22 protein-coding genes are annotated in these 23,914 nt (G+C 70.9%); 3 read left to right on the top strand and 19 right to left on the bottom strand.

All coding sequences use genetic code 11. From position 1 onward, the window contains the following. Nucleotides 1-109 precede the first annotated feature (109 nt). The 15 genes from GEV26_RS06905 to GEV26_RS06840 all read right to left on the bottom strand — a co-directional run bounded on the left by GEV26_RS06905 (nt 110) and on the right by GEV26_RS06840 (nt 15,400). The gene (locus GEV26_RS06905) at nt 110-835 is read right to left on the bottom strand and encodes a cell division protein FtsQ/DivIB (protein WP_153652384.1); all 726 of its coding nucleotides are present in this window, start codon (nt 833-835) and stop codon (nt 110-112) included. Beyond that, complete coding sequence (gene murC, locus GEV26_RS06900) at nt 832-2,235, bottom strand: UDP-N-acetylmuramate--L-alanine ligase (RefSeq protein WP_153652383.1); 1,404 nt, start codon at nt 2,233-2,235, stop codon at nt 832-834. The genes GEV26_RS06905 and murC overlap by 4 nt, the downstream gene beginning before the upstream one ends. Then, nucleotides 2,232-3,305 (bottom strand): undecaprenyldiphospho-muramoylpentapeptide beta-N-acetylglucosaminyltransferase, encoded by a 1,074-nt coding sequence (gene murG / locus GEV26_RS06895; protein WP_153652382.1) that lies wholly within the window; start codon nt 3,303-3,305, stop codon nt 2,232-2,234. The genes murC and murG overlap by 4 nt, the downstream gene beginning before the upstream one ends. A 3-nt stretch (nt 3,306-3,308) precedes the next feature. Further along, nucleotides 3,309-4,514: a putative lipid II flippase FtsW gene (gene ftsW / locus GEV26_RS06890; protein ID WP_153652381.1), complete on the bottom strand. Its 1,206-nt coding sequence runs from the start codon at nt 4,512-4,514 to the stop codon at nt 3,309-3,311. A gap of 43 nt (nt 4,515-4,557) precedes the next feature. Beyond that, entirely contained in the window at nt 4,558-6,030 is a 1,473-nt protein-coding gene (gene murD / locus GEV26_RS06885) for a UDP-N-acetylmuramoyl-L-alanine--D-glutamate ligase (RefSeq protein ID WP_153652380.1), read from the bottom strand. Continuing rightward, nucleotides 6,027-7,091, bottom strand: a complete 1,065-nt coding sequence (gene mraY, locus GEV26_RS06880) for a phospho-N-acetylmuramoyl-pentapeptide-transferase (RefSeq protein WP_153652379.1) — start codon at nt 7,089-7,091, stop codon at nt 6,027-6,029. Before mraY ends, murD begins: the two co-directional genes overlap by 4 nt. A 66-nt stretch (nt 7,092-7,157) precedes the next feature. Then, on the bottom strand, nt 7,158-8,495 hold the full coding sequence (locus tag GEV26_RS06875) for a UDP-N-acetylmuramoyl-tripeptide--D-alanyl-D-alanine ligase (RefSeq protein ID WP_243838993.1): 1,338 nt from the start codon (nt 8,493-8,495) through the stop codon (nt 7,158-7,160). Nucleotides 8,496-8,500: 5 nt separating this feature from the next. Further along, nucleotides 8,501-9,994: a UDP-N-acetylmuramoyl-L-alanyl-D-glutamate--2,6-diaminopimelate ligase gene (locus GEV26_RS06870; protein WP_243838992.1), complete on the bottom strand. Its 1,494-nt coding sequence runs from the start codon at nt 9,992-9,994 to the stop codon at nt 8,501-8,503. 189 nt (nt 9,995-10,183) lie between these two features. Then, nucleotides 10,184-11,932, bottom strand: coding sequence for a peptidoglycan D,D-transpeptidase FtsI family protein (locus GEV26_RS06865; RefSeq protein ID WP_153652377.1), 1,749 nt, complete (start codon nt 11,930-11,932; stop codon nt 10,184-10,186). Then, nucleotides 11,932-12,354, bottom strand: a complete 423-nt coding sequence (gene ftsL, locus GEV26_RS06860; protein WP_153652376.1) for a cell division protein FtsL — start codon at nt 12,352-12,354, stop codon at nt 11,932-11,934. Before ftsL ends, GEV26_RS06865 begins: the two co-directional genes overlap by 1 nt. Further along, nucleotides 12,351-13,298, bottom strand: coding sequence for a 16S rRNA (cytosine(1402)-N(4))-methyltransferase RsmH (rsmH, locus tag GEV26_RS06855; RefSeq protein ID WP_243838990.1), 948 nt, complete (start codon nt 13,296-13,298; stop codon nt 12,351-12,353). The genes ftsL and rsmH overlap by 4 nt, the downstream gene beginning before the upstream one ends. Next, a complete protein-coding gene (locus tag GEV26_RS18145; protein WP_255489187.1) occupies nt 13,295-13,423 on the bottom strand; it encodes a hypothetical protein in 129 nt (42 codons plus the stop codon). Before GEV26_RS18145 ends, rsmH begins: the two co-directional genes overlap by 4 nt. 131 nt (nt 13,424-13,554) lie before the next feature. Continuing rightward, nucleotides 13,555-14,004: a division/cell wall cluster transcriptional repressor MraZ gene (mraZ, locus tag GEV26_RS06850; protein WP_243838988.1), complete on the bottom strand. Its 450-nt coding sequence runs from the start codon at nt 14,002-14,004 to the stop codon at nt 13,555-13,557. 225 nt (nt 14,005-14,229) lie between these two features. Next, complete coding sequence (locus GEV26_RS06845; protein WP_153652373.1) at nt 14,230-14,643, bottom strand: DUF3040 domain-containing protein; 414 nt, start codon at nt 14,641-14,643, stop codon at nt 14,230-14,232. Next, nucleotides 14,630-15,400, bottom strand: coding sequence for a class I SAM-dependent methyltransferase (locus GEV26_RS06840; RefSeq protein WP_153652372.1), 771 nt, complete (start codon nt 15,398-15,400; stop codon nt 14,630-14,632). Before GEV26_RS06840 ends, GEV26_RS06845 begins: the two co-directional genes overlap by 14 nt. 83 nt (nt 15,401-15,483) lie before the next feature. Between GEV26_RS06840 and GEV26_RS06835 the strand changes: the two genes are divergently transcribed. After that, nucleotides 15,484-16,740 carry a phytoene desaturase family protein gene (locus GEV26_RS06835; protein WP_153652371.1) on the top strand — a complete coding sequence of 419 codons (1,257 nt, stop codon included), beginning with the start codon at nt 15,484-15,486 and terminating at the stop codon, nt 16,738-16,740. Nucleotides 16,741-16,743: 3 nt separating this feature from the next. Here GEV26_RS06835 and metF read toward each other — a convergent pair whose 3' ends face one another. Next, nucleotides 16,744-17,637 carry a methylenetetrahydrofolate reductase [NAD(P)H] gene (gene metF, locus GEV26_RS06830; protein ID WP_153652370.1) on the bottom strand — a complete coding sequence of 298 codons (894 nt, stop codon included), beginning with the start codon at nt 17,635-17,637 and terminating at the stop codon, nt 16,744-16,746. Between the two features lie 24 nt (nt 17,638-17,661). Between metF and GEV26_RS06825 the strand changes: the two genes are divergently transcribed. Both GEV26_RS06825 and pknB read left to right on the top strand, forming a co-directional pair. Continuing rightward, complete coding sequence (locus GEV26_RS06825; protein WP_153652369.1) at nt 17,662-18,723, top strand: polyprenyl synthetase family protein; 1,062 nt, start codon at nt 17,662-17,664, stop codon at nt 18,721-18,723. A 147-nt stretch (nt 18,724-18,870) separates the two neighbouring features. Continuing rightward, nucleotides 18,871-20,901 (top strand): Stk1 family PASTA domain-containing Ser/Thr kinase, encoded by a 2,031-nt coding sequence (gene pknB / locus GEV26_RS06820; RefSeq protein ID WP_153652368.1) that lies wholly within the window; start codon nt 18,871-18,873, stop codon nt 20,899-20,901. A 36-nt stretch (nt 20,902-20,937) separates the two neighbouring features. Here pknB and GEV26_RS06815 read toward each other — a convergent pair whose 3' ends face one another. From GEV26_RS06815 to GEV26_RS06805, 3 genes are all read right to left on the bottom strand, one after another. Further along, a complete protein-coding gene (locus GEV26_RS06815) occupies nt 20,938-22,272 on the bottom strand; it encodes a class II 3-deoxy-7-phosphoheptulonate synthase (protein ID WP_328596708.1) in 1,335 nt (444 codons plus the stop codon). Nucleotides 22,273-22,339: 67 nt separating this feature from the next. Further along, nucleotides 22,340-22,819, bottom strand: coding sequence for a DUF427 domain-containing protein (locus GEV26_RS06810; RefSeq protein ID WP_153652367.1), 480 nt, complete (start codon nt 22,817-22,819; stop codon nt 22,340-22,342). Between the two features lie 25 nt (nt 22,820-22,844). Continuing rightward, entirely contained in the window at nt 22,845-23,873 is a 1,029-nt protein-coding gene (locus GEV26_RS06805) for a 6-phosphofructokinase (protein WP_153652366.1), read from the bottom strand. Between the last annotated feature and the right edge of the window lie 41 nt (nt 23,874-23,914).

Here is a 23,914-nt window from a genome sequence, read left to right as displayed (position 1 = left end):
CAGGAGGCGAAACTCTAACCGTCAGGTGAAGGGTTATAGTTATGTCAACCTCTGACCTAAACAGAACGGTACGCGGACCGCGCACGAGACCTCGTGCGACACGCCGCGACTACTGACGTGTCGTCGGCTGGTCCGGTGCGCTGACGTCGTAACGCGTCGCATCGAGGTCCAGGAGGGACCGCAGCACCTCGAGCTTGCGCGCACCCTTCGCATCGCTCCCCCACACCACGGTGCGTCCCCGGGTCAGGTCGAGCTCGATCGAGTCCTTGCTCGCCGCGCTGACGGACTGCAGCTGCCGACGCAGGCTCGGGTCCTCGCGTCCGATGCGGTCCACGACCGTCGCGACCGATCGGGTCGTCTCGAGCCGCTGCGCCGGATCGGTGACCGTGATCGTGGCCTCGACGAGCTGGGACGGCTCGGAGCCGTAGGAGCGGAAGTCGATCCCCTCCTTGTCGATGCCTCGAATGCGGCCCGAGACCGTCGCCCAGATGATGGCCTTGCGCTCGACCACGTCGATCGAGATCGTCCGGGGCCACGACCGGGAGACGTCGACGGACTCGATCCGCTCCAGCCCCGCGATCCGCGACTCGATCGCCGCGAGGTCCACCCGGGCGAGCGGTCGACCTGCCGGGACGTCGGCCACACGCAGGATCTTGGCCGGCTTGTAGGTCGCCTGTCCCGCGACCTTCACGTCGTGCACAGCGAGCAGGCTGGAGAACCAGATCGTCCACACCACCGCTGCCGCCACGACGACGGCCAGGACGGCCAGGGCGATCCGCTTGATCTTGCGCCGGCGGTCCTGGCGGGCCCGGTCGACGAAACGTGGATCTGTCACGCCCGGCCGTCCAGGGCCGCGAGCACCGCCGGGCCGACGGTCGTGATGTCGCCGGCCCCGAGGGTCAGCAGCAGATCACCGGGACGCAGCTCGGGCAGCAGGACGTCGGCGAGCCCCGCGACGGGTCCACCGAGGGTGACCTCGGGTCCGTCGACGGCATCCGCGACGATCGCGGCGGTCACGGCCGGGTCAGCGTCCTCGCGGGCGAGATAGATGTCGGCGACGACGACCCGGTCGGCGGCGGAGAGCTCACGCCCCATCTCGACCCCGTGGATGCGCGTACGACTGACCAGGTGCGGCTGGTAGGCCACGACCAAGCGGTCATCGCCCGCGATCGCGCGAGCGGCGGCGAGATCGGCCCGGATCTCGGTGGGATGATGGGCGTACGAGTCGTAGACGCGCACGCCGCCGGCCTCCCCCAGCGACTGCATGCGGCGGTTGGCGCCGGTGTACGCGCCGAGCCCGGCGACCAGCCGATCGACGTCGTGGCCGAGGTGGAGGCCTGCCGCGAGCGCCAGCAGCGCGTCCAGCGCGTAGTGCGCCCCCGGGACCGCGAGCCGCACAGGTCCGAGATCGGTGCCGCGCAGGCGGGCCCGGAAGGTCGTGGCTGTTCCCTGCACGTCCAGGTCGGTTCCCCGCAGGTCGGCGTCCTCGGCGAATCCGGCCAGGACGACCTCGACCCCCCTGTCACGGGCGAGGGCCGCGAGACGCCGTGCTCCCGGGTCGTCCGCGTTGAGGACGACGAAGGAGGCGACATGCCCGATGAACTCGTCGAAGGCGGCGTCGTAGGCCTCGACGGTCCCGTAGTTGTCGAGGTGGTCCGCGTCGACGTTGGTCACGATCGCCCCCTCGGGGGCGTAGACCAGGAACGCGCCGTCGCTCTCGTCCGCCTCGGCGACGAGCAGGTCGCCCGAGCCGAGGCGGGCGTTGGCACCGAGGCTCGCGACCTCGGCCCCGATCGCGAAGGACGGCTCGGCACCGGCGGCGATGAGCGCGCACGTGAGCATCGCGGTGGTCGTGGTCTTGCCGTGCGTACCTGCGACCGCGATCGTCCGCCGGCCCTCCATGACCGCGCGGAGACCGGCCGAGCGCGGCCACAGACGCAGCCCGCGCCGCTGGGCCTCGACGATCTCGGGGTTGTCGTCCCGAACTGCGGTCGAGGCGATCACGGTGTCGACGCCCTCGAGGTGGGACGGATCGTGCCCCACGTGGCACGTGATGCCCTCGGCCCGCAGCGCCTGGAGCACGGCCGAGTCCGCAGCGTCGCTCCCGGAGACCTGCACGCCCTGCTGGGCCATCAGGCGGGCGATCGCGGAGAGGCCGGCTCCGCCGATGCCGATGAAGAAGACGGCACCGAGCGCGTCGGCCGCAGGGATCTCGGCCGGTACGGGGATCTTCATGCGCCGGCAGCCTCCCGGATCATCTCCGCGAGCCGGACGTCTGCGTCGCGCCGCACGATGCCCGTCGCCGCGGCCGACATCGCGGACAGCCGCTCGGGATCGGACACCAGGGGGACGACCACGTTGCCGATCCACGTGGGCGTGAGCGCGGCGTCGTCGATGAGCAGCGCGCCACCGGCCTGCACGACGGGGTGTGCATTGTGGGCCTGCTCCCCGTTGCCGATGGGCAGCGGGACGAACGCCGCGGGCAGGCCGACCGCGGCGACCTCGGTCACGGTGTTGGCGCCGGAGCGGCAGACGATCAGGTCGGCGGCGGCGTAGGCGAGGTCCATGCGGTCGATGAACGGCACCACGACGTACGGCGGATCGCCCGGGCGCGGCTGCACCGGCACCTCGTCGGGACGTCCTGCGGCGTGCAGGACCTGCACGCCCGCGTCGGCCAGGTCGCGCGCCGAGGCCGAGAGGGTCTGGTTGATGCGTCGGGCGCCCTGCGAGCCGCCCGTGACCAGCAGCGTCGGGCGGTCGGCGTCGAGGCCAAAGAACTGCCGTGCCTCGGCGCGCAGCGCGGCGCGGTCCACCGTGGAGATCTCCCGGCGGATCGGCAGCCCGATGTAGCGCCCGTGGCGCAGGTCGGTGTCGGGGAAGCTCGTGGCGACGTGCGTGGTGAGTCGTGCACCGAGCTTGTTGGCGATGCCGGGGATCGCATTGCCCTCGTGCACGACCAACGGCACGTGGCGGCGACGGGCCACGAGATAGGCCGGCACCGAGACGTAGCCGCCGAAGCCGACGATGACGTCAGGACGGACGCGGTCGACGACCTCGCGGGTCGCCCTGACCGCTGCCCGCAGCTTGCCGGGGACCTGGACCATGGCCTTTCCGGGACGCCGCGGCAGCGGCACGGGCGGGACCAGCTCGAGCGGATAGCCGGCCTGCGGGATCAGGGTCACCTCGAGGCCTCGCGGGGTCCCGAGACAGGTGATCTCGGCACCGGCGTCGGCCAGCACGGCCGCGGTGGCCAGGAGCGGCGAGGTGTGACCGGCGGTCCCCCCGCCGGCGAGCAGCACGCGCACGGATTACTTCCTCTTCTTGCGGTTGGCGCGCCCGGCCTCGAGGGCCCGGCGGGCGCCGGGCTCGGACTTGGCGCAGTTCAGCAGGATGCCCAGCGCCACGAGCGTGACGAGCAGGCTCGACCCACCGTACGAGATGAGCGGCAACGGGATGCCGATGACCGGCAGCATGCCCAGCACCATGCCGATGTTGATGACTGCCTGGATCATGATCCAGATCGTGATGCCCGCGGCTGTGTAACGCACGAAGGGCTCGCGCGTGCGGGTCGCGATCCGCAGGCCGGCGAAGCCGAGCACGATGAACAGCACGAGCACGACCAGCGCGCCGACCAGGCCGATCTCCTCGCCGATCACCGCCAGGATGAAGTCGGTGTGGGCCTCGGGCAGGGAGCCCCACTTCTGTCGGCTGCCGCCGAGACCGACGCCCCAGAAGCCGCCGCGCGCGAGCGCCATCATGCCGTGGATGGCCTGGAACCCGGCGCTGTCGGGATCGGCCTCGGGGTTGGTGAAGTTGAGCAGGCGCTGCACGCGGTGCGGCGACTGCGCGACCGCGAGCACCAGGCCGACGAACAGCATCGCCAGCAGCGCGCCCATCTGCTTGCGCGGCAGTCCGGCGACCCAGAGCATGCCGATGATGAGGGCGAACAGCACCAGCGCGGTGCCGAGGTCGTGCTGGCCCACGACGAGCAGCGCGACGCTGCCGGCCACCGGGACCATGGGGGTGATGACGTAGCGGGGGATGTTGAGGTACTTCTGCCGGCGGGCGTAGATGTCGGCGATCCAGAGCACCAGGGCCAGCTTCGCGAACTCCGAGGGCTGCAGCTGGAAGCCGCCGAACAAGGGCAGCCAGTTGCGGTTGCCGTTGCGCTCCAGGCCCACGCCGGGCACGAACGTGGCCATGACGAGCAGGACCGAGACGACCAGGAACGGTGTGATGAACCGGCGCAGCGTCGCCAGCGGCATGCGCGACACGATGATCGCGCCGATGACGCCGAGCACCGCGAAGATCATCTGGCGCAGGACGATCGAGAACGAGTTGCCGTAGTTGACGAGGGCGAAGATCGAGCTCGCGCTCAGCACCATGATCAGGCCGAGGCCGAGCAGGAGCGTCGTCGCGCCGAGGACCAGCTGATAGGACGCCAGCGGCCGCTCGAGCGTACGCCGCGCGGCCTCGACGATGGCCGGGGTCCGCCGATCCTCCGTCGTGCTCATTCTCGTCCTCTGCCTGGGGGACTCTGCAGCCCGTGCGTGCTGGTCAGGACCGGTCGCGCAGACGACGGACCGCGGCGACGAAGCTGTCACCGCGTGCGGCGTAGTTGGCGAACTGGTCCATGGACGCGCACCCCGGAGCCAGCAGCACCGTGTCACCCGGCTGGGCGAGCGATGCCGCGACCTCGACGACGCGATCCATGGGATCAGTCTCGCCCGAGTCGACCTCGACCACGGGGACGTCGGGCGCGTGTCGGCGCAGCGCCTCGGCGATGAGCGCCCGGTCGGCGCCGATCAGGACGACCCCTCGGAGGCGGTCGCGGGCGCCGCTCACGAGCTCGTCGAACGTCGCACCCTTGGCCAGGCCTCCCGCGATCCACACGACGTGCTCGAAGCCCCGCAGCGACGCCTGCGCCGCGTGGGGGTTGGTGGCCTTGGAGTCGTCGACGTAGCGGACCCCGGCGACCTCGCCGGCCTCGGCGATGCGGTGCGCGTCGGGGGTGAACGCTCGCAGGCCGTCGCGGACCGCGCGGGGCTCGACCCCGTGGGCGCGGGCGAGCGCAGCAGCGGCGAGGGCGTTGGCGACCATGTGGGGGGCGGGCACCCGGTCACGGTCCCCGTGGGCGTCGAGCCCGATGTCGTGGATCGTGCCGAGCTCGGCGGCGCTGGAGACCCGCCCTGCGATGAACGCGCGGTCGGCGATCGCGTCGTCGACCAGTCCGATCATCCCCGGGGCGGGGATGCCGAGGGTGAACCCGATCGCGCGGCAGCCCTCGATGACGTCGGCCTCCTCGACGAGCCGCTCGGTCACCGGGTCCTCGACGTTGTAGACGCAGGCGACCTGGGTGTTCTGGTAGATGCGGCCCTTGTCGGCCGTGTAGGCGTCGATCCCGCCGTGCCAGTCGATGTGGTCGGGGGCCAGGTTGAGCACCGCGCTCGCCCGCGCAGAGATGGACTGGCTCCAGTGCAGCTGATAGCTCGACAGCTCGACGGCCAGGACGTCGAACGGCTCGGGGTTCATGACGGCCTCGAGCACGGGGGTGCCCACGTTGCCGACCGCGAGCGCGTTGAGCCCCTGCGCACGCAGGATCGACTCGAGCATCTGGACCGTCGTGGTCTTGCCGTTGGTGCCGGTGACCGCGAGCCACGGGGCGCCGCCCTCGCCGCGCAGACGCCACGCGAGCTCGACCTCTCCCCAGACCGGGATGCCCCGGGCTGCGGCGTCGGCGAGCATCGGCGTGGTCGGCGCCCACCCCGGCGAGGTGACGAACAGGTCGATGCCCTCGGGGAACGTCGCCGTCGAGCCGGGACCGAGGCGGACGTCGACGCCCAGGATCTCCAGCAGCGTGCCCTTCTCGCGCAGGGCGTCGCTGTCGCCGTCGTCGAGCACGATGACGTCCGCACCGAGGTGCTGCAGGGTGTCGGCAGCGGCAAATCCGCTCACGCCGAGCCCGCCGACCGCTGCGCGTACGCCCTCCCATGACGTCTCGCGCCCGAGGGCACCCAGATCCACACTCATACGCCCGTGACCCACTCGCTGTAGAAGATGCCGAGCCCTGTCGCGACGCACAGGCCGCTGATGATCCAGAACCGGACGACGATCGTGATCTCGGCCCAGCCGAGGAGCTCGAAGTGATGCTGCAACGGCGCCATCCGGAAGATGCGCTTGCCGCCGGAGAGCTTGAACCAGCCCACCTGCAGGATCACCGACATCGTGATCGCGACGAACAGCCCGCCGATGATGACCAGCAGCAGCTCGGTGCGGGTCATCAACGCGAAGCCGGCCATCGCGCCGCCGAGCGACAGCGACCCGGTGTCGCCCATGAAGATCTTGGCAGGGGACGCGTTCCACCACAGGAAGCCGAAGCACGCGCCGGTCAGCGCCGCGGCCACGACCGCGAGGTCGAGCGGATCACGGACCTCGTAGCACTTGATGCCCGGGTTGGTCGCGCAGTTCTGGTTGCTCTGCCAGATGTTGATGAAGACGTAGGCGCCGAAGACCATCATCGCCGCGCCGGTCGCGAGGCCGTCGAGACCGTCGGTGAGGTTGACGCCGTTGCTGGCCCCGGCCACGAGCACGAGCACCCACAGCACCAGCAGGATGGTCGGCAGGCGCCACGAGTCGAAGTCGCGGGTGAACGAGAAGTAGTGGGTGATCGGCGTGCGGCCCGCGTCGTCCTCCCAGCCGATCGCGAGCACCGCGAAGATCAGGCCGACCACGGTCTGGCCGATGAGCTTGGCCTTGCTCCGCAGCCCGAGGTTGCGCTGCTTGGAGACCTTGATGAAGTCGTCGAGGAAGCCGATGGCCCCGAGCCCCACGAACAAGAAGAGCAGCAGCAGCGCCGACGCGCTGGGCGCGGTCTGGGTGGCGAGCTTGGCCACGAAGTAGCCGATCACGACCGCGATGATCACCACGAGCCCGCCCATCGTGGGCGTCCCCCGCTTGGTGTGGTGGGAGGTCGGGCCGTCGTCGCGGATGAGCTGGCCGTAGCCCTGCTTGACGAGGACGGAGATCGCGAACCTGGTCCCGATGAGGGTGATCAGCAGCGACAGCGCTCCCGCGATCAGGATTGCCTTCATCGCGTCGTGGGTCCTTTCCAGGGTCCAGGTTCCAGGGGTGCCTCAGTGGGTCCGACGAGGGTGACGTCAGGGCTGCAGCAGTGCGTGGGCGACCCGTTCGAGTCGCTCGCCCCTCGATGCTTTCACAAGTACGACCTCGTCCCCCGACAGGCTCGCGGAGAGTGTGCGAACTGCCACATCGACGTCGTCGACGCGCTCGGCCACGGCACCTGCACCGTGCGCGATGCCCGCGGCCCCCTCCCCCACGACGACGACGCGCCGAAATCCCAGCTCGGCCGCGACCTGCCCGATGCGGGCGTGCTCGGACTCGCTGTCGTCGCCGAGCTCGAGCATCGCGCCCAGCACCGCGACGGCGCGGCCCTGCCCGACGGCCGCGACCGCACGGAGCGCCGCCTCCATCGACTCGGGGTTCGCGTTGTACGCGTCGTTGATCACGACGAGACCGTCGGCGCGCACCCGGCGGTCCATCCGCATCGGGGACGCGGATCGCGCAGTGGCCAGCCTGGCGGCAGTCGTCGCCAGGTCGACACCGAGGGCCAGGGCGGCCGCCGCGACCGCGACCGCGTTGAGCGCCTGATACGCGCCGATCAGGGGGACGGACGCCTCGACCGTGCGCCCGTCGTGGGTCAGGGTGAAGTGCGGGAAGCCGTCCGCGTCGATCGTGACCTCGCCGAGGGCGACATCGCCTGCGCGACCGAACGTCGTCACGGACGCCTCGGTGCGGGCCGCCATCGCCGCAACCAGCGGGTCGTCGGCGTTGAGCACCACGACTCCGTCGGCCCCGACCGACTCGGCCATCTCCCCCTTCGCGACGGCGATCCGCTCGACGGACCCGAACTCCCCCACGTGTGCGTGACCGACGTTCAGCACCATCCCGACGCCCGGGGGCGCGATCGAGCACAGCGCCGTGATGTCACCGATGCGCCGGGCGCCCATCTCGACGACGAGATAGCGCGTCAGCTCGTCCGCGCGCAGCACCGTGAGCGGTACGCCCAGCTCGTTGTTGAAGTTGCCGGCGGTCGCGACCGTCACCCCGTCGGGGGCGAGCACATGGGCCAGCAGGTCCTTGACGCTGGTCTTCCCGCTGGACCCGGTCATCGCCACGACCACGACGTCCTCGAGCTGTGCGAGCACGTGGCGGGCGAGGTCGGTCAGCGCACGGGTCACGTCGGGGACCACCACGGTGGGCACACCGGTCTCCCGCGAGCCCAGCACGGCCGCGGCACCCGACGCGATGGCCGTCTCGGCGAACGCGTGCCCGTCGACGCGCTCACCGGCGATCGCAGCGAACAGCCCGCCGGCCTCGATCGTGCGCGAGTCGACGGACGCAGGCGCGTCCACGACGATCGAGGCGTCCCCGCTGACGACACCGCCGGTGACCGCCGCGATCTCTTCCAGGCTCATGGGGATCACGACAGGGCACCCATCAGCTCGGCCAGCACGTCCCGGTCGTCGAAGGGGTGCACGACGCCCGCGATCTCCTGGCCGCGCTCGTGGCCCTTGCCCGCCACCACGAGGGTGTCGCCGCGGTGTGCCATCGCGACCGCGTGGGCGATGGCCTCGCGGCGGCCCGGCACCTCGACGGCCACGCCGGGTCCGGCGGCAGCGCCCTCCAGCACGGCAGCGCGGATCGCGGCGGGCGGCTCGGTACGGGGGTTGTCGTCCGTGACGATCACGACGTCCGCGTGACGTGCGGCGATCTCGCCCATCAGCGGACGCTTGCCGTGGTCGCGGTCGCCACCTGCGCCGATCACGACGATCAGGCGACCCGCCGTGACGGGGCGCAGCGCGGTGAGCACCGCGGCGACCGCGTCGGGCTTGTGGGCGTAGTCCACGATCGCGGTGAACGGCTGGCCCACGTCGACGCGCTCCATGCGTCCCGGGACGCCCGGGCTCGCGGCGATCCCGGCGGCGAGCTCGTGCGGGTCGCGGCCCGCGGTCGTGAGCGCCGCCATGACCGCCAGCGCGTTGGAGACGTTGAAGACGCCCGGGAGCGGCACGGACAGGTCGATCGCGAGATCGTCCGGGCCGAGCACCTCCAGATCCGTCCCGAGCCGGTGGGGACGGATGTTGACCGCGCGCCAGTCGGCCGGCTCGCCCGTGGTCGAGAACGTCGTGACGGGCAGCGGCGTGAGATCGCGCAGGCGCCGCCCGTGGGCGTCGTCGATGTTGATGACGGCGTGGCGGGCGTGCTCGGGCGTGAACAACGCGGCCTTGGCCAGGAAGTAGTCGTCCAGGTCGCGGTGGAAGTCGAGGTGGTCGCGGCCGAGGTTGAGGAACACCGCGACGTCGAACGTGAAGCCGTCGACCCGGCCCTGGACCAGCGAGTGGCTCGAGACCTCCATCGCGCAGAGCTCGACGCCTTCCTCGCGCATGACCGCGAACAGGGCCTGCAGCTGCGGCGCCTCGGGCGTGGTGAGGGCCGACGGGGCAGGCACCTTGTTGATGCGGGTGCCGATCGTGCCGACGACTGCGGAGCGACCCTCGCCCATCGCGGCCTCGGCGAGGTACGTCGTGGTGGTCTTGCCCTGCGTGCCCGTGATGCCGACGGTCGTGAAGGACTCCGACGGGTGCTCGTAGAACGCGGCGCTGAGGTCTGCGAGACGCCGGCGCGGCTCGTCGACGACGACGACGGGCAGCACGTCGCCGACGAGCGCGGCACCCTCGGCGTCGGTCAGCACGGCGGTCGCCCCGTGGTGGCGGGCCACGCTCGCGTAGGTCGCGCCGTGCGTGTTCGCACCCGGCAGCGCGGCGTACAGGTCGCCCGGGACGATCTGCGCGGTGTTGAGGGCGATGCCGGTGACCACGGCCTCGTCGGAGGCCTCGGACCCCACCAGGGCGGCGAGCTCGCCGAGGCTCCATCGGGGTGTCGTGGAAGGCCGTACCCGCATCACGTCACTCACCCAACAACCCTATCTCCCACCCATGTCGACCAACCCCAAAGCCCCTCGAGCCGCAAGCGAAGCGAGGCGGCGGCCCCAGAACGCAATCAGCAGGTCGAGCGAAGCGAGACAAGCGGCCCCGTGCGAGCGCCAGCGAGCACGGGGAAAGGTCGCGAGGAACGAGCGACCGAGGCGGCGAAGCCGCCCCGCTTACCAAGACTGCGCCACCTTCGGACTCTTGGAGCCGCTGGGCGCGACCCCGAAGCGTTCGAGCGCCATCGACATGACGTCGTGGAACACCGGCGCCGCGGTCGAGCCGCCGCCTGCGTTGCTGTAGGGCTTGTCGAGCACGATGTAGGTCAGGAAGCGGGGGTTGTCCGCAGGCGCGAAGCCCATGAACGACACCGTGTTCTGGCCGCGGATGTAGCGCCCCGTGGTGGGGTCCACGCGCCAGGCCGTGCCGGTCTTGCCTGCGACGCGGTAGCCCTTGATCGCGGCTGCCGGGGCGGTGCCGTCGGGCGCCGTGACGGCCTCCATCATGCGGGTGACCGACGCGGCGGCGTCCTTGGAGACGATCCGCTTCGTCTCGGTCGCCTCGACGGGGGTCGTGGTGCCGTCCTCGTCGACCGTGGCGGTCACGACCGACGGCTCGCACATCTTGCCGGCGTTCGCGATCGCGCCCACCGCCCGCATCATCTGCATCGCGGTGACCGAGATGCCCTGGCCGAACGAGATCGTCGCGTGGTTGGCCTTGGTCCAGCCCGCGCCGTCGGTCAGGATGCCCTTGGACTCGCCCGGCAGGTTGACGCCGGTCTTGTCACCGAAGCCGAACTTGCTGAGGTACGCGTGCATCGTCTTGTTGCTCATCTGCTGCGCAGCGACGATCGTGCCGAGGTTGGAGGACTTCGCGATGACGCCGGCAGCGGTGAGGCGCAGGGTGCCGTGCTGCCAGTAGTCGCCGATCGGGTACTTGTCGATGACCATCTTCGGCGGGACCACGATCGGGGTGTCGGCCGCGATCTTGCCCTGGTCCGCGAGTGCGGCCATCGTCACGGTCTTCATGACGCTGCCGGGCTCGTAGACGTGCTGGACGCCGCGCGACACCGTCCGGTCGTCCGTCATCCCGGTGCGGGTGTCGGGGTCGAACGTCGGCGCCTGCGACATCTGCACGATCTGGCACGTCTTGACGTCCATCGTGACCGCGAGGCCCCAGTCAGCGCTGGAGTCGCGCACCGCGTCGGCGAGGCGCTGATCGGCGTACCACTGCAGGTCGCGGTCGATCGTCGTCTTCACGTCGCGGCCGGGCACCATCTCCTTGACGGTGCTGTCGGCCATCGGGATGCGCTGGCCCGTCGGCGACACCTCGTACGTGCTGGAGCCGTCGGTGCCGGTGAGGATCTTGTCGTACTGCTGCTCGATGCCCGCGACGCCCTCTCCGGCGGCGTTCGTGTAGCCCAGCAGGTTCGCTGCGAGGCGGCCGCCCGGGTACGTGCGCAGCGTCTCCTTCTCGGTGAAGACTCCCGGCAGCCGTGCCTTGTCGAGCGCCGTGACTGCCTTGTCCGCGGTCCACTTGGGCAGGTCGCGGACGAGCTGGACGTAGCGCGACTTGGGCGTGCGCAGCTTGTCGATCATGTCGAAGTAGTCGATCTCGTCGCCGAGCTTCTCGCGCAGGATGCGGGCGATCTGCGGTGCGTTGTCGACGGTCATCTTGGGGTCCGCGATGAGCGTCAAGCCGTCCACGCTCGTCGCGAGCTGCTCGCCGTTGCGGTCCAGGATCGCGCCACGCGGGGCGGGGTCGACCTTCTTCTGGGTGCCGGACGCGACGGCCTGCGCGGCGTACGCGCTGGCGTCGAGTCCCTGGATCTGGAACAGGCGGGCGCCGAACAGCGTGAAGACGGCGATCACCAGCACGAGGCACGCGCGCAGACGGCGACGCGTCAGCAGCTGGTTGGCGGTCATCAGTTCACGCTCCGGATGTTGCTGCCGGCCTTGGCGGCCTCGGGCACACCGAGGATCCGGCCGTCGGAGAGGCGCAGGAAGGCGGGGTTGGCGTTGGGGACCATGCCGATCGCGATCGCCTCACGGGCGACGTGGGCGGGGCTCCGCAGCCGGTCGACGTCGCGGGCGAGGGCCTGCTTCTGCGTCTTCAGCGTCGTCGCCTCGCTCTGCAGCCGGGCGGCCTCGAAGGACTGCGCCTGCAGGACCGTGCTCATGAGGATGAGACCCACGAGCCCGATCGACAGGATCGTCATGACGATCACGACGAACGGTGCCCGCTTCGCGCGGCTGCGCACCGGGTGGACGAGCCGGAGGCCGGCCGCCTTGGCCTCCTCGATGCGCCGCGGCGAGGGGGCGAAGGACCGGGTCAGCGGTGTGCTCATGCGGCGATCCGTTCTGCCACGCGGAGCCGCACGGAGCGGGCCCGGGAGTTGTCGTCGATCTCTGCTTCGGTCGCCATCTCGGCACCGCGGGTGACGAGGCGGTACTTCGCCTCGTGGCCCTCGGGCACGAACGGCAGGTCACGCGGCACGTCGGTCGTGGTGACCTCGGTGAACGCCCGCTTGGTGATGCGGTCCTCGAGCGAGTGGTACGAGAGCACGACCACCCGGCCGCCGGGCGCCAGCACCTCGAGCGCGGCCGGCAGGGCCCGGCGGTAGACGCCGAGCTCGTCGTTGACCTCGATGCGCAGCGCCTGGAACGTGCGCTTGGCGGGGTTGCCGCCGGTGCGGCGTGCAGCCTGCGGGATGCAGTCGCGGACCAGGTCGACCAGGCGGGCGCTCGTGGTGAACGGCTCCTTGGCGCGCTCGGCCACGACGGTGTCGGCGATGCGCTTGGCGAACTTCTCCTCGCCGTACTCGCGCAGCACCCTGGCGAGGTCCCTCGAGGTGTACGTGTTGAGGATGTCCGCGGCGGTCAGCTCGTCCTCGGGGTTCATGCGCATGTCGAGCGGCGCGTCCTGCGCGTACGCGAAGCCGCGGTCCGCGACGTCGAGCTGCATCGAGGAGACGCCGAGGTCGAACAGCACCCCGGACACCGAGCGGAACCCGGCCTCGCGGACCACGTCGGCGATCTCGTCGTAGACCGCATGGGCGTACGTGACGCGGTCGCCGAATCCGGCGAGGCGGGTGCGGGCCCGCTCCAGGGCGTCGGGATCGCGGTCGATGCCGATGACGTGCACCGTGGGGAATCGGTTGAGCATCGCCTCGGTGTGGCCGCCGAGCCCCAGGGTCGCGTCGACGACGACGGGGCGGTCCCCCACGATCGCCGGCGCGAGGAGGTCGAGGACGCGCTCCAGGAGGACCGGGACGTGGCTCGGAGTCGTCACAGCTGGCCCAGCCCGATCGCGATCAGCGTGGCCAGCACGATCGACGAGGCGAGCGAGAACGCCATCACGCGGACCCCGTCCGCCACCTCGTGGCGTACGCGTCGTGTGCTGTCGTCGATCCTCATGTCCCTCGTGTCCCCTCGTCCTGTCTCGTGTGCCCGGCTGCTGCTCGTGTGACCAGATCCGCGACCGCTGGGTCTGACACCGGGGAAGTGATGTCAGAACCATGCGGGCGCAGATCTCGCCGCACGAGCCGTCAGAAGATCCCGGGCATCACTTCTTCCGACATGTCCGCGAACGGACCTTCCTGCGCTGCGGAGAACTCGTCCCAGCGGCGCGAGTCCCAGATCTCGATGCGATCCATCGCGCCGACGACCGTGCACTCCTTGTCGAGCTGTGCCCAGGTGCGCAGCACGGGCGGGATCGAGATGCGCCCCTGCTTGTCGGGCACCTCCGAGGACGCACCGGAGAAGAACATCCGGTTGAAGTTGCGCGCCGCCTGGTTGGTGAAGGGCGTGTTGCGGATGCGATCGGTGAAGGCGTTGAACGACTCGGTCGTCCACCCGTAGATGCAGTTCTCCTGGCCGCGGGTGAGGACGATGCCGGTCTCGAGGCGAGGACGGAACTTGGCCGGGAGGAACAGCCGGCCCTTGTCGTCAAGACGCGGGGTGTAGGTGCCGAAGAAGTTCGAGACATCCGGGTTCACCTCGCTCCTCCTCGTCGACGGCCAATCGCTCCATTTCTCACCACCATACTCCACTATCCCCCACATCAACCACACATTCGGCGTGTTCGAGGGCAGACGAAGGCGCGCTCCCCACGGTGTGGGAAGCGCGACAACCCCTGTCAGGGCAAAGAAAAACCGCCCCCGAAGGGGCGGTGGGTGTGGAGGTGGAGCGAAGTGGGGCGCAATGGCCCCTCCCGCAGCGCCCTAGAGGCCGTCTCCGTCACGACGGCGCTGCCAGCGCTCCTCCATGCGGTCCACGAACGAGCCCGAGCGCTTGCTCTGGCGTCCGGGTCGACCTCCGCGGCTGCCGCCGCCGGCCGGCGTGCCGTGCTGGTCCTCGGGGCCGCCGATGCCGCGTCGCCAGGCGATCGTGAACACGTACGCGGAGGCGAGCATCGCGACGAAGCCGAAGACGCCCAGCCAGGTCTGCTTGCTGACCGCTCCCCCGAACAGGATCGCGATGCCTGCGATGAAGCCCAGGACCGCGAGCAGTGCGACACGGCGGTTGTGCGCCATGAGCTTGGATCCACGCAGGGTCGAGGCGAAGTCCGGGTCCTCTGCGGCCAGGGACTGCTCGAGCTGGTGGAGCAGACGGGCCTCTTCGTCAGAGAGTGGCACTGTTGCCTCCTGGATTCGGTGGTGCTTCTTCAGAGTCTAGGTGGGCGATCGATTGCAGACCAGCCGAAAGTCCTGAGAACTCGGGGGACGTACGCACTAGTCGCTCCAGCGCGTACAGCGCATCCCGCGCGCCGGGCTCGGTGTCGACGATCGCGCTCGGCACGAGGTCGGCAAAGACGCGCAGGCCGTTGGCCGCGAGAGGCCTGAACCCGCCTGCCGCGAGCAGCCCCTCGAGCTCGTCCAGGACGAACCGGCGGGGGCCCATCGAGCGCACGTCCCACGTGTCGGCCGTGCGGCCGAGCAGCGTGCGGGCCGTGACGAAGTCGCCCGCGAGCGCACGCGCCGCGACGGCGGCATTGCGTCCCGCGACGACGACGCTGACGTGGCCGCCGGGTCGCAGCACTGTGCCGACGGTCGAGAGCGCGAATCCGGGATCGTCGACGTGCTCGAGCACCCCGTGGCACACCACGAGGTCGAACGACGCGGGCTCGACGTGGTCCAGCAGGTCGTTGGTGTCGCCCTGCACGGCGCGGACGGGACGGGCCAGACCGGCCTCGACCCCGCGGCGGTGCAGGGACGCGAGCGCGTCCGGGCTCGGGTCGACCACCGTCACACGGTGACCCAGCTGCGCAAGGCGCACCGCGTCACCGCCCGTGCCGCCACCCAGGTCGAGGACGTCCAGCGGATCGCCGGAACCGGCGATCTCGACTGCGTCGACGACCGCCTGCCACATCAGCTCGGAGCGGACCGGACCCATGCGGACACTGTGCCACAGTCGCGAGCGCGTCACGTCGACGGATCCGTCGCTGCTCCCTCGAGCGCACCGCGTAGTCTGCGCGCATGGCGAACGTGGTGGTCGTGGGTGGTGGATTCGCCGGTCTGACCGCCGCGGCACGGCTGGCCAAGCTGCGGCACGACGTGACGCTGGTCGAGGCGAGCGAGCGGCTCGGTGGCCGCCTGCACGGGCACACCGTGAACGGGGCGACCTGGCAGTTGGACGTCGACACCGTGACGTTGCCCGGCGTCTTCCGCGACCTGTTCCGCAAGTCCGGCCGACCGCTCGAGCGCGTGCTCGAGCTGACCAAGACCGAGGGCCGGCGCCACGTCTTCAAGGACGGCACGGTCCTGGACCTGCCCCTGGGCAACCGGGGCGACCAGCACGAGGCCGTCACGGCGGCACTCGGCGAGGACGAGTGGTCCCCCTGGGTCGACCGGTTCGCCGAGCCCTGGGACGTCATCCGCCGCACCGCTCTCGACCAGGTCTTCCCCGGGCGTCCGGCGGTCGACCGGCCCATGCGCAAGGTGCTCAGGCCGCGCCGGACCATCAGGGCCCTCGACAAGGAGCTGGCCGACGAGCGGCTCGCCAAGATCGTCCTCGATCCCGTCCGCCTCGCGGGCCAGGACTGGCGGACGACGCCGGCCTTCACCGCAGTCGTCCACTACGTCGAGAGGTCGTTCGGCCGCTGGCGGTTCGAGGGTGGGCTGCCCGGCCTGGCTGCCGCGCTGGAACGGCGACTGGCCGAGCGCAGGGTCACGATCGAGCTCGGCGAGTCCGCCCACGAGATCGTGAGGGAGTCAGGACGCGTGACCGGCGTCGTGACCGAGCGCCGCACCCTCCCCGCCGACATCGTGGTGTGGGCGGCGCCCACGTGGCCCGCTCCCCTGCCCGCACCGAGGGCGCTGCCCGTCATCCCCGCGTCCCGGACCCTCCTGACCCTCTCGTCCGAGGCGCCGCCGATGCCCGAGGAGGTGCTGGTGCACGCGAACCCGCCGATCCGGCTCTGGTCGGGCGGGGAGGGCCGCTGGACGATCGAGCACCGCAGCGGGGAGGATCCCCTGCGCGCGCTCGCCCGCACCGGACTCGACCTGCGGGCGTTCGTCGTCGACCGCACCGACCTGGCGCCGAGCGATCTCGTGGTCCTGGGCCACTGGGGCTGGGCCTGGAACACCTGGACCACCGCGCTGGACCTGCCCGGCGTCGCGCCCTCGGGCGGGCTGTACTTCGCCGGCGCGCACGCGCACCCGGGCGGCACGCTCGAGGCGATCGGCACGGCGACGGCCGCGATCGCCGCGGACGTCGGCCCGGCCCCTCGCTGAGGGTCAGACCAGGCCGTCGGCGCGCAGCGCCTCGAAGATCTCCCGCGTCGCCTTGGACCGGTTGAGCGTGATGAAGTGCAGACCGGGGGCGCCACCTGCCAGCAGGTCGCGGCACAGCTGGGTCGCGAGCTCGATGCCCTTGGCACGCACCGCGGCCTTGTCGTCCTGGATGGGCTCGATCTGCTCGAGCACCTCCGACGGCATCTCCGCACCGGACAGCTCTGCCATGCGGGCGACCTGCGCGAAGTTGAGGATCGGCATGATGCCGGGGACGATCGGCATGTCACAGCCCAGGGCGCGCACCCGCTCGACGAGGCCGAAGTAGTCCTCGGCGCGGAAGAACAGCTGCGTGATGGCGTACTCGGCGCCGGCCGCGGACTTGGCCACCAGCACCTCGGCGTCGCGCTCGAGGCTCTCGGCGTCGGGATGTCCCTCGGGGAAGGCCGCCACACCGATCTCGAAGCCGCCCATGCCGGCGGCGAGCTCGACGAGTTCGATCGCGTACGTCATGCCGTCGGGACAGGGCTCCCACGGCGCTCGCGGGCCACCCTTGGGGTCGCCCCGCAGGACCAGGACGTTGTCGACGCCCGCCGTGGCGTACTGCTTGAGCACGGCCTCGATCTCGCCGCGGGTCTGCCCGACCAGCGTCAGGTGGCCGACCGGTCGCATCGAGGTCTGCTCGGCGATGCGGCCGGTGATGCGCACGGTCCGCTCCTGGCTCGTGCCACCCGCGCCGTAGGTGACCGAGACGAACGTCGGGCTCAGGGGCTCGAGGTCGGCGATGGTCTGCCAGAGCACGGCTTCGCCCTCGTCGTCCTTGGGCGGGAAGAACTCGAAAGAGCACGTGGGCGTGGGCGCACGAAGGGCCGCGAGGAGGGACGTGGCTTCGGAACGCATGCTTCCAACGATATCGTTCGAGGCGTGACGACACGCGCAGACGATCCCGAGTTCCGGACACGAGTCGATCACAGTCTCGCGGCCTTCGCCGAGGCCAAGGCCCGCTCGCTCAGCGTGCTCGGCCCCGACCTGGACCACCTGACCCGCGCCGCCCTCGACTTCGTCCGCGGCGGCAAGCGCCTGCGCCCGCAGTTCTGCCACGCGGGGTGGCTCGTGGCCGGCGGGACGCCGCTCGACGGGCACCTCGTCACCGCCGCGGCATCGCTGGAGTGGCTGCAGGGCAGCGCGCTCGTGCACGACGACCTGATGGACGGCTCGGACACGCGCCGCGGCAGGCCCAGCATCCACCGGGCCTTCGAGCAGCTCCACCGCGACGAGGACCGGGCCGGCGACGCCACCGGGTTCGGCCTCTCGACCGCGGTGCTGATGGGCGACCTGATGCTCTCGTGGTGCGACGAGATGATGACGACCGCGATCCTTGACTCCCCCACCATGGCGCCCCGGGTCGCGGCGGCCCGCCACTACCTCGACCTGTGCAAGACCGAGGTGGTCGCCGGCCAGTTCCTCGACGTGGCGGCGCAGACCAAGGACCGCATCCTGGTCGACGAGGCCATGGCGATCGTCCGGTTCAAGTCCGCCAAGTACACGGTCGAGCGGCCCCTGCACATCGGGGCGGCACTCGCCGGGGCGTCACCGGACCTCATCGAGGCGCTGAGCGCCGTGGCCCTGCCGCTTGGCGAGGCGTTCCAGCTGCGCGACGACGTGCTCGGCGTGTTCGGCGACCCAGCTGTCACCGGCAAGCCCGCCGGCGACGACCTGCGCGAGGGCAAGCGGACGGTCCTGATCGCTCGGGCGTACGAGCTCACGGACGCGGCGGGGCACGAGGTCCTGCGCGAGCGGCTCGGCACGTCCGACGGCGTCGGGCCCGTGGCCGACCTCATCCGCACGTGCGGTGCGCTCGCGGCGGTCGAGGCGGACATCACCCGCCTCGAGGAGCAGGCCGACGCCGCGATCGACGCCCTGGGGCCGCAGGCACGGACCGTGCTCGGCCCGCTGGCCCTTCTCGCGACCCGCCGCGCCAGCTGAGGGCACGGCCGGCGCCCCCGGGCCCGACGTGGGCGACATCACCTGCCGCGGGCAACACGCGTCCCCGCTGGTCACGGACCTGTGTGGAAGAGTCACTAGAATGCGTTCAGGTCCTGGCCGGGACCTGACGTGAAAAGGGAGAGCTGGATGCCAGTGACGGGCGACGAAGCCCTCGTCGGGCGTGTCCTCAACGACCGCTACCTCATCGGGGAGCGGATCGCCCGCGGCGGCATGGCCAGCGTCTTCCGGGCCATGGACGAGCGGCTCGACCGCGAGGTCGCGATCAAGGTCATGCACCACGGCCTCGGCGACGACGAGCAGTTCACCGAGCGCTTCGTGCGCGAGGCCAAGTCCGCGGCCAAGCTCAACCACCGCAACGTCGTCTCGGTCTTCGACCAGGGCACCGACGGCGAGGTCACCTACCTCGTCATGGAGTACGTCCCGGGCCGCACGCTGCGCGACCTGATGCGCGACGAGGCCCCGATGCCCGCGTACCGCGCGCTGGAGCTGCTCGAGCAGGTGCTCGTGGCGTTGTCCGCGGCCCACGCCGCGAAGATCATCCACCGCGACGTCAAGCCCGAGAACGTCCTCATCACCCCCGACGGCGACGTCAAGGTCGCCGACTTCGGCCTGGCGCGCGCGGTCAGCGCCGCGACCACCGCGACCGGCGGCACGCTCATCGGCACGGTGTCCTACCTCGCGCCCGAGATCGTGACGAACGACGGCGCCGATGCCCGCTCCGACGTGTACGCGTGCGGCGCGATGCTCTACGAGATGCTCACGGGGGTCAAGCCACACTCGGCCGAGTCCCCGATCCAGGTCGCGTACAAGCACGTCCACGAGGACATCGGTCCCCCGTCCGAGGTGCAGCCCGGCATCCCGCCCTACGTCGACGCGCTCGTGGCGCGGGCGACGGTCCGCGACCGTGACCAGCGCTCGACCGATGCGCGGGTCATGCTGCAGCAGGTCCGCTCGGTCCAGCGAGCCCTCGCCGCGGGCCTCGACGACGACCCCGAGCTCGTCGCCGACCTGGCGCCGGGCGGCCGCATCGACGAGGACTCCCCCACCGTCGCGGTGCCCCGCTCCGCGCTCGGCCTGGCCGCGCCGGCCTCGATGTCCACACCCACCGAGGCCGTCTCCACGTCCGAACGCACGATGCAGTGGAGCAACGCCACGACCGGCGCGCCGCCTCCCCCGCCGCGGGGCCCGCGCGACCCCGCCCGGCCCCTCGGCCTCGATCCGCCGATCTCCCGCGAGCAGTACGCGCAGGCCGCGCCCAGACGCCACTCCCGACGCGGACGCAATCTGCTCATCCTGGTCCTGGTCCTCGCGGTGCTCGCGGCCCTCGGCACCTGGTACGTCACCGACCTGCGCTACACCGACACGCCCGTCCTGACCGGCAGCGCGGCCACCACCGCGGCCAAGAACGCCGAGGCCGAGGGCTTCGAGTTCACGATCGCCCGCCGCGCGTTCTCCGAGGACGTGACGTCCGGTGTCGTGATCAGCACCGATCCCGAGCCCGGGGCGAAGATCCTGCCGGGCAGCACGATCAAGGCGGTCGTCTCCAAGGGACCCGAGCGCTACTACATCCCCAAGAACAACCTCAAGAACTCCACGATCAAGGGCGCCGCGGCGGCCCTCGCGGAGCAGAACCTCGAGCTGGGTGACCAGGAGGAGCAGTACAGCGAGACGATCAAGAAGGGCCGCGTCATCGGGCCCAAGGACAACATCACCTCCGCGACGCCGTTGCGCAAGGGTGACCGCGTCGACGTGCTCGTGAGCCTCGGCCGCCAGCCCATCACGGTCGAGGACTACACAGGCAGGCCCGCCGCCGAGGCGACCACCGCGCTGCGCGAGGCCGGCTTCGAGGTCACCACGGCCAAGGAGTTCAGCGATGACGTCGACAAGGGCACCGTCATCTCGCAGGACCCGCGCGACGGCACCCGGTTCAGGAACGACAGGATCACCCTGACGGTCTCCAAGGGACCTGACCTGGTCACGGTGCCCAATGTGCGCGGCAAGAAGAAGAGCGAGGCCCGTCGCATCATCCGCGAGGCCGGGCTGGAGTTCTTCGCCCCCTACATCCCCGGATCGGGCAACTTCATCGTCCGCCGACAGAGCCCGTCGGCCGGCGACGAGGTGCGCCGGGGCACGCGCATCATCGTCTTCCCGCTCTGACCCGGGCGCGGGGTGTCCCCGCGCCCGGCACGAGCGTCAGCGACCTGCGAGCATCTCCGCGACGAGGAAGGCCAGCTCGAGCGACTGCGCCCGGTTGAGCCGCGGATCGCACAGCGTCTCGTAGCGGTGCGTCAGATCGGCGGCCGACAGCTTGGCGCCGCCGCCGACGCACTCGGTGACGTCGTCACCCGTGAGCTCGACGTGCACGCCGCCCGGCCAGGTGCCGAGCGCACGGTGCACCTCGAAGAAGCCGCGGACCTCGTCGATGACGTCGTCGAACTCGCGCGTCTTGTAGCCGTTGCTGGTCTCGAAGGTGTTGCCGTGCATCGGATCGCACACCCACGCGACCTCGATGCCCGCAGCCGTGACCTTCTCGACCAGGTTGGGCAGCCCGTCGCGGATCTTGCCCGCGCCGAAGCGGGTGATGAAGGTGACCTTGCCCGGGATGCGGTCGGGGTTGAGCCGCTCGTACAGCCCGATCGCGTCGTCAGCGGTCGACGTGGGGCCGAGCTTGACGCCCACGGGGTTGGCGATGCGGCTCAGCAGCTCGACATGGGCACCGTCGAGCTGACGGGTCCGCTCGCCGATCCAGACGAAGTGGCTGGAGACGTCGTACGGCAGCTGGGTGCGCGAGTCGATGCGCGTGAGGGCGTGCTCGTACTCCAGGATGAGCGCCTCGTGCGAGGAGAAGAAGTCGACCGTGTGGAACTCGTCGGGATCGACGCCGATTGCGTCCATGAACGCGAGCGCGCGGTCGATGTCGGCGCCGATGCGCTCGTAGCGCTCGCCCACGGGACTGTTCTTGACGAAGTCGGTGTTCCACGCGTGCATCTGACGCAGGTCGGCGTAGCCGCCGGTCGTGAACGCGCGAGCGAGGTTGAGCGTCGCGGCCGAGGCGTTGTAGACGTCGACGAGACGCTGCGGGTCGTGCGCGCGTGCCTCGGGCGTGAAGTCGAAGCCGTTGACGGCGTCGCCCCGGTAGGCAGGCAGCGTCACGCCGTCGCGGGTCTCGGTGTCGCTCGAGCGGGGCTTGGCGTACTGGCCGGCCAGACGTCCGACCTTGACGACCGGGACGCTCGCGGCGTACGTCAGCACGACCGCCATCGAGAGCAGGACCCGCAGCTTGTTGCGGACGTTCTCGGCGGTGACGCCCTCGAAGGTCTCGGCGCAGTCGCCGCCCTGCAGGAGGAAGGCCTTGCCCTGGGCGACGTCGGCGAGACGTCCGCGCAGCGCATCGCACTCGCCCGCAAAGACAAGCGGGGGCATCTTGCGCAGGGTCTGCACCGCGGCGTCGCGGGCGGACTGATCGACATACGTCGGCTGCTGGACAGCGCCCATCGCATGGAGGTCGTCTAGGGTCGGAATGCTCACGCCCCAAGGATACGCCGCGATCCGCAGTGCTCCGACCCACCCCGAGAGCGTGAGACGGGCCGCGCGGTCACCAGCTCGACGTGCCCGGTCCGCCCTTGAACGGGCCCCTCACCCGGGACGTGACCCAGCCGCCGTAGAAGTCTCCGGGCTGGGCGCGGACCCGCTCGCCGTCGAGGAGGCAGCGGTCCATCTTGCCCGGGTACACCGCGATGTGATCGATGATGTCGGCATAGCCCGGGCTGGGCATGCGGTACGTCCAGGCCCCGGCCGGAACCGTCCGTGCCGGCGTCACGACGTCGAAGTAGGACGCCGCGCCCTTCCACTCGCACCACGTCCTGCCCGGGAGCGCGTGCAGCACGTCGCCCGCGAAAGCCTCGATCGGCAGGTAGTACGCCGGCGGGTGGCTGGTCTCGCAGATCCGGAAGCTCGAGGACGTCCACGCGATGCGCATGCCGCCCAGCTCGATGACGATGTTCTCGTCGCTCGGCTCCACCGAAGGGGGGCGCGGATAGTCCCAGACATTCTCGACCGGGCGCGAAGAGATCATCTCTCGAGCGTACGGGCCTGGGCCCTCAGCCGAAGAGGACTTCCGCCTCTGAGTAGAGCTCGGGTCGCACGGTCTTGAGCGTCTCGGTGCCCTCGGAGAGCGGCACCCGGACGATGTCGGTGCCGCGCAGCGCCATCATCGTCCCGTAGTCGCCCTCGTGGACGGCGGTGATCGCGTGCAGGCCGAACCGGGTCGCGAGCCAGCGGTCGAACGCGGTCGGCACGCCGCCTCGCTGGACGTGCCCGAGCACCACGGCCCGCGCCTCCTTGCCGGTGCGGTGCTCGATCTCCGAGGCCAGCCGGTCGCCGATGCCGCCGAGGCGTACGTGGCCGAAGGCGTCCTTGTCGCCACTGACCAACGACATGTCGCCACCCTCGGCCGGCACCGCACCCTCGGACACCACGATGATCGGCGCGTAGTGCGTCGCGAACCGGCTCTCGACCTGGGCGCAGACCTTCTCGATGTCGAAGGGGCGCTCGGGGATCAGGATGATGTTGGCGCCGCCGGCCAGTCCGCTGTGCAGGGCGATCCAGCCGGCGTGGCGACCCATCACCTCGACCACCAGCACGCGGTGGTGCGACTCGGCGGTCGTGTGGAGCCGGTCGATCGCCTCGGTGGCCACGTTGACCGCGGTGTCGAAGCCGAAGGTGAAGTCGGTGCCCGACAGGTCGTTGTCGATCGTCTTCGGCACGCCGACCACGTTGACGCCGAGATCGGCGAGCTTGGTCGCGACGCCGAGCGTGTCCTCGCCGCCGATCGCGATCAGCGCGTCACAGCCGTTGGCCGCGAGATTGTCCTTGATCTGCTCGACCCCGTCGTCGATCGCGAACGGGTTGGTGCGCGACGAGCCGAGGATCGTGCCGCCGCGGGGCAGGATGCCGCGCACCGCGTCGACGTCGAGCCGCATCGTGTCGTTCTCGAGGGGGCCCCGCCAGCCGTCCCGGAACCCGATGAACTCATGGCCGTACGTGGACACCCCCTTGCGCACCGCGCCCCGGATGACTGCGTTGAGACCGGGGCAGTCGCCTCCCCCGGTGAGCATGCCGACCTTCATGGGGCCTCCTCGTGTGGGTGCAGCTGTGGGTGTCGGGCGTC

Source organism: Aeromicrobium yanjiei (assembly GCF_009649075.1).
Taxonomy (GTDB): Bacteria; Actinomycetota; Actinomycetes; order Propionibacteriales; family Nocardioidaceae; genus Aeromicrobium; species Aeromicrobium yanjiei.
The sequence above is the reverse complement of the archived record's forward strand: the minus strand, read 5'-3'. Positions and strand labels throughout refer to the sequence as shown.

Excerpts from the sequence above, each read along its gene's own strand:
- mraY (WP_153652379.1), bottom strand. The coding sequence starts at position 7,091 with ATGAAGGCAATCCTGATCGCGGGAGCGCTGTCGCTGCTGATCACCCTC.
- GEV26_RS06810 (WP_153652367.1), bottom strand. The coding sequence starts at position 22,819 with ATGATCTCTTCGCGCCCGGTCGAGAATGTCTGGGACTATCCGCGCCCC.
- ftsW (WP_153652381.1), bottom strand. The coding sequence starts at position 4,514 with ATGAGCACGACGGAGGATCGGCGGACCCCGGCCATCGTCGAGGCCGCG.
- GEV26_RS06835 (WP_153652371.1), top strand. The coding sequence starts at position 15,484 with ATGGCGAACGTGGTGGTCGTGGGTGGTGGATTCGCCGGTCTGACCGCC.
- GEV26_RS18145 (WP_255489187.1), bottom strand. The coding sequence starts at position 13,423 with ATGAGGATCGACGACAGCACACGACGCGTACGCCACGAGGTGGCGGAC.
- metF (WP_153652370.1), bottom strand. The coding sequence starts at position 17,637 with ATGCGTTCCGAAGCCACGTCCCTCCTCGCGGCCCTTCGTGCGCCCACG.
- murD (WP_153652380.1), bottom strand. The coding sequence starts at position 6,030 with ATGAGTGTGGATCTGGGTGCCCTCGGGCGCGAGACGTCATGGGAGGGC.
- ftsL (WP_153652376.1), bottom strand. The coding sequence starts at position 12,354 with ATGAGCACACCGCTGACCCGGTCCTTCGCCCCCTCGCCGCGGCGCATC.
- GEV26_RS06840 (WP_153652372.1), bottom strand. The coding sequence starts at position 15,400 with ATGGGTCCGGTCCGCTCCGAGCTGATGTGGCAGGCGGTCGTCGACGCA.
- murC (WP_153652383.1), bottom strand. The coding sequence starts at position 2,235 with ATGAAGATCCCCGTACCGGCCGAGATCCCTGCGGCCGACGCGCTCGGT.
- GEV26_RS06805 (WP_153652366.1), bottom strand. The coding sequence starts at position 23,873 with ATGAAGGTCGGCATGCTCACCGGGGGAGGCGACTGCCCCGGTCTCAAC.
- GEV26_RS06865 (WP_153652377.1), bottom strand. The coding sequence starts at position 11,932 with ATGACCGCCAACCAGCTGCTGACGCGTCGCCGTCTGCGCGCGTGCCTC.
- pknB (WP_153652368.1), top strand. The coding sequence starts at position 18,871 with ATGCCAGTGACGGGCGACGAAGCCCTCGTCGGGCGTGTCCTCAACGAC.
- GEV26_RS06875 (WP_243838993.1), bottom strand. The coding sequence starts at position 8,495 with ATGAGCCTGGAAGAGATCGCGGCGGTCACCGGCGGTGTCGTCAGCGGG.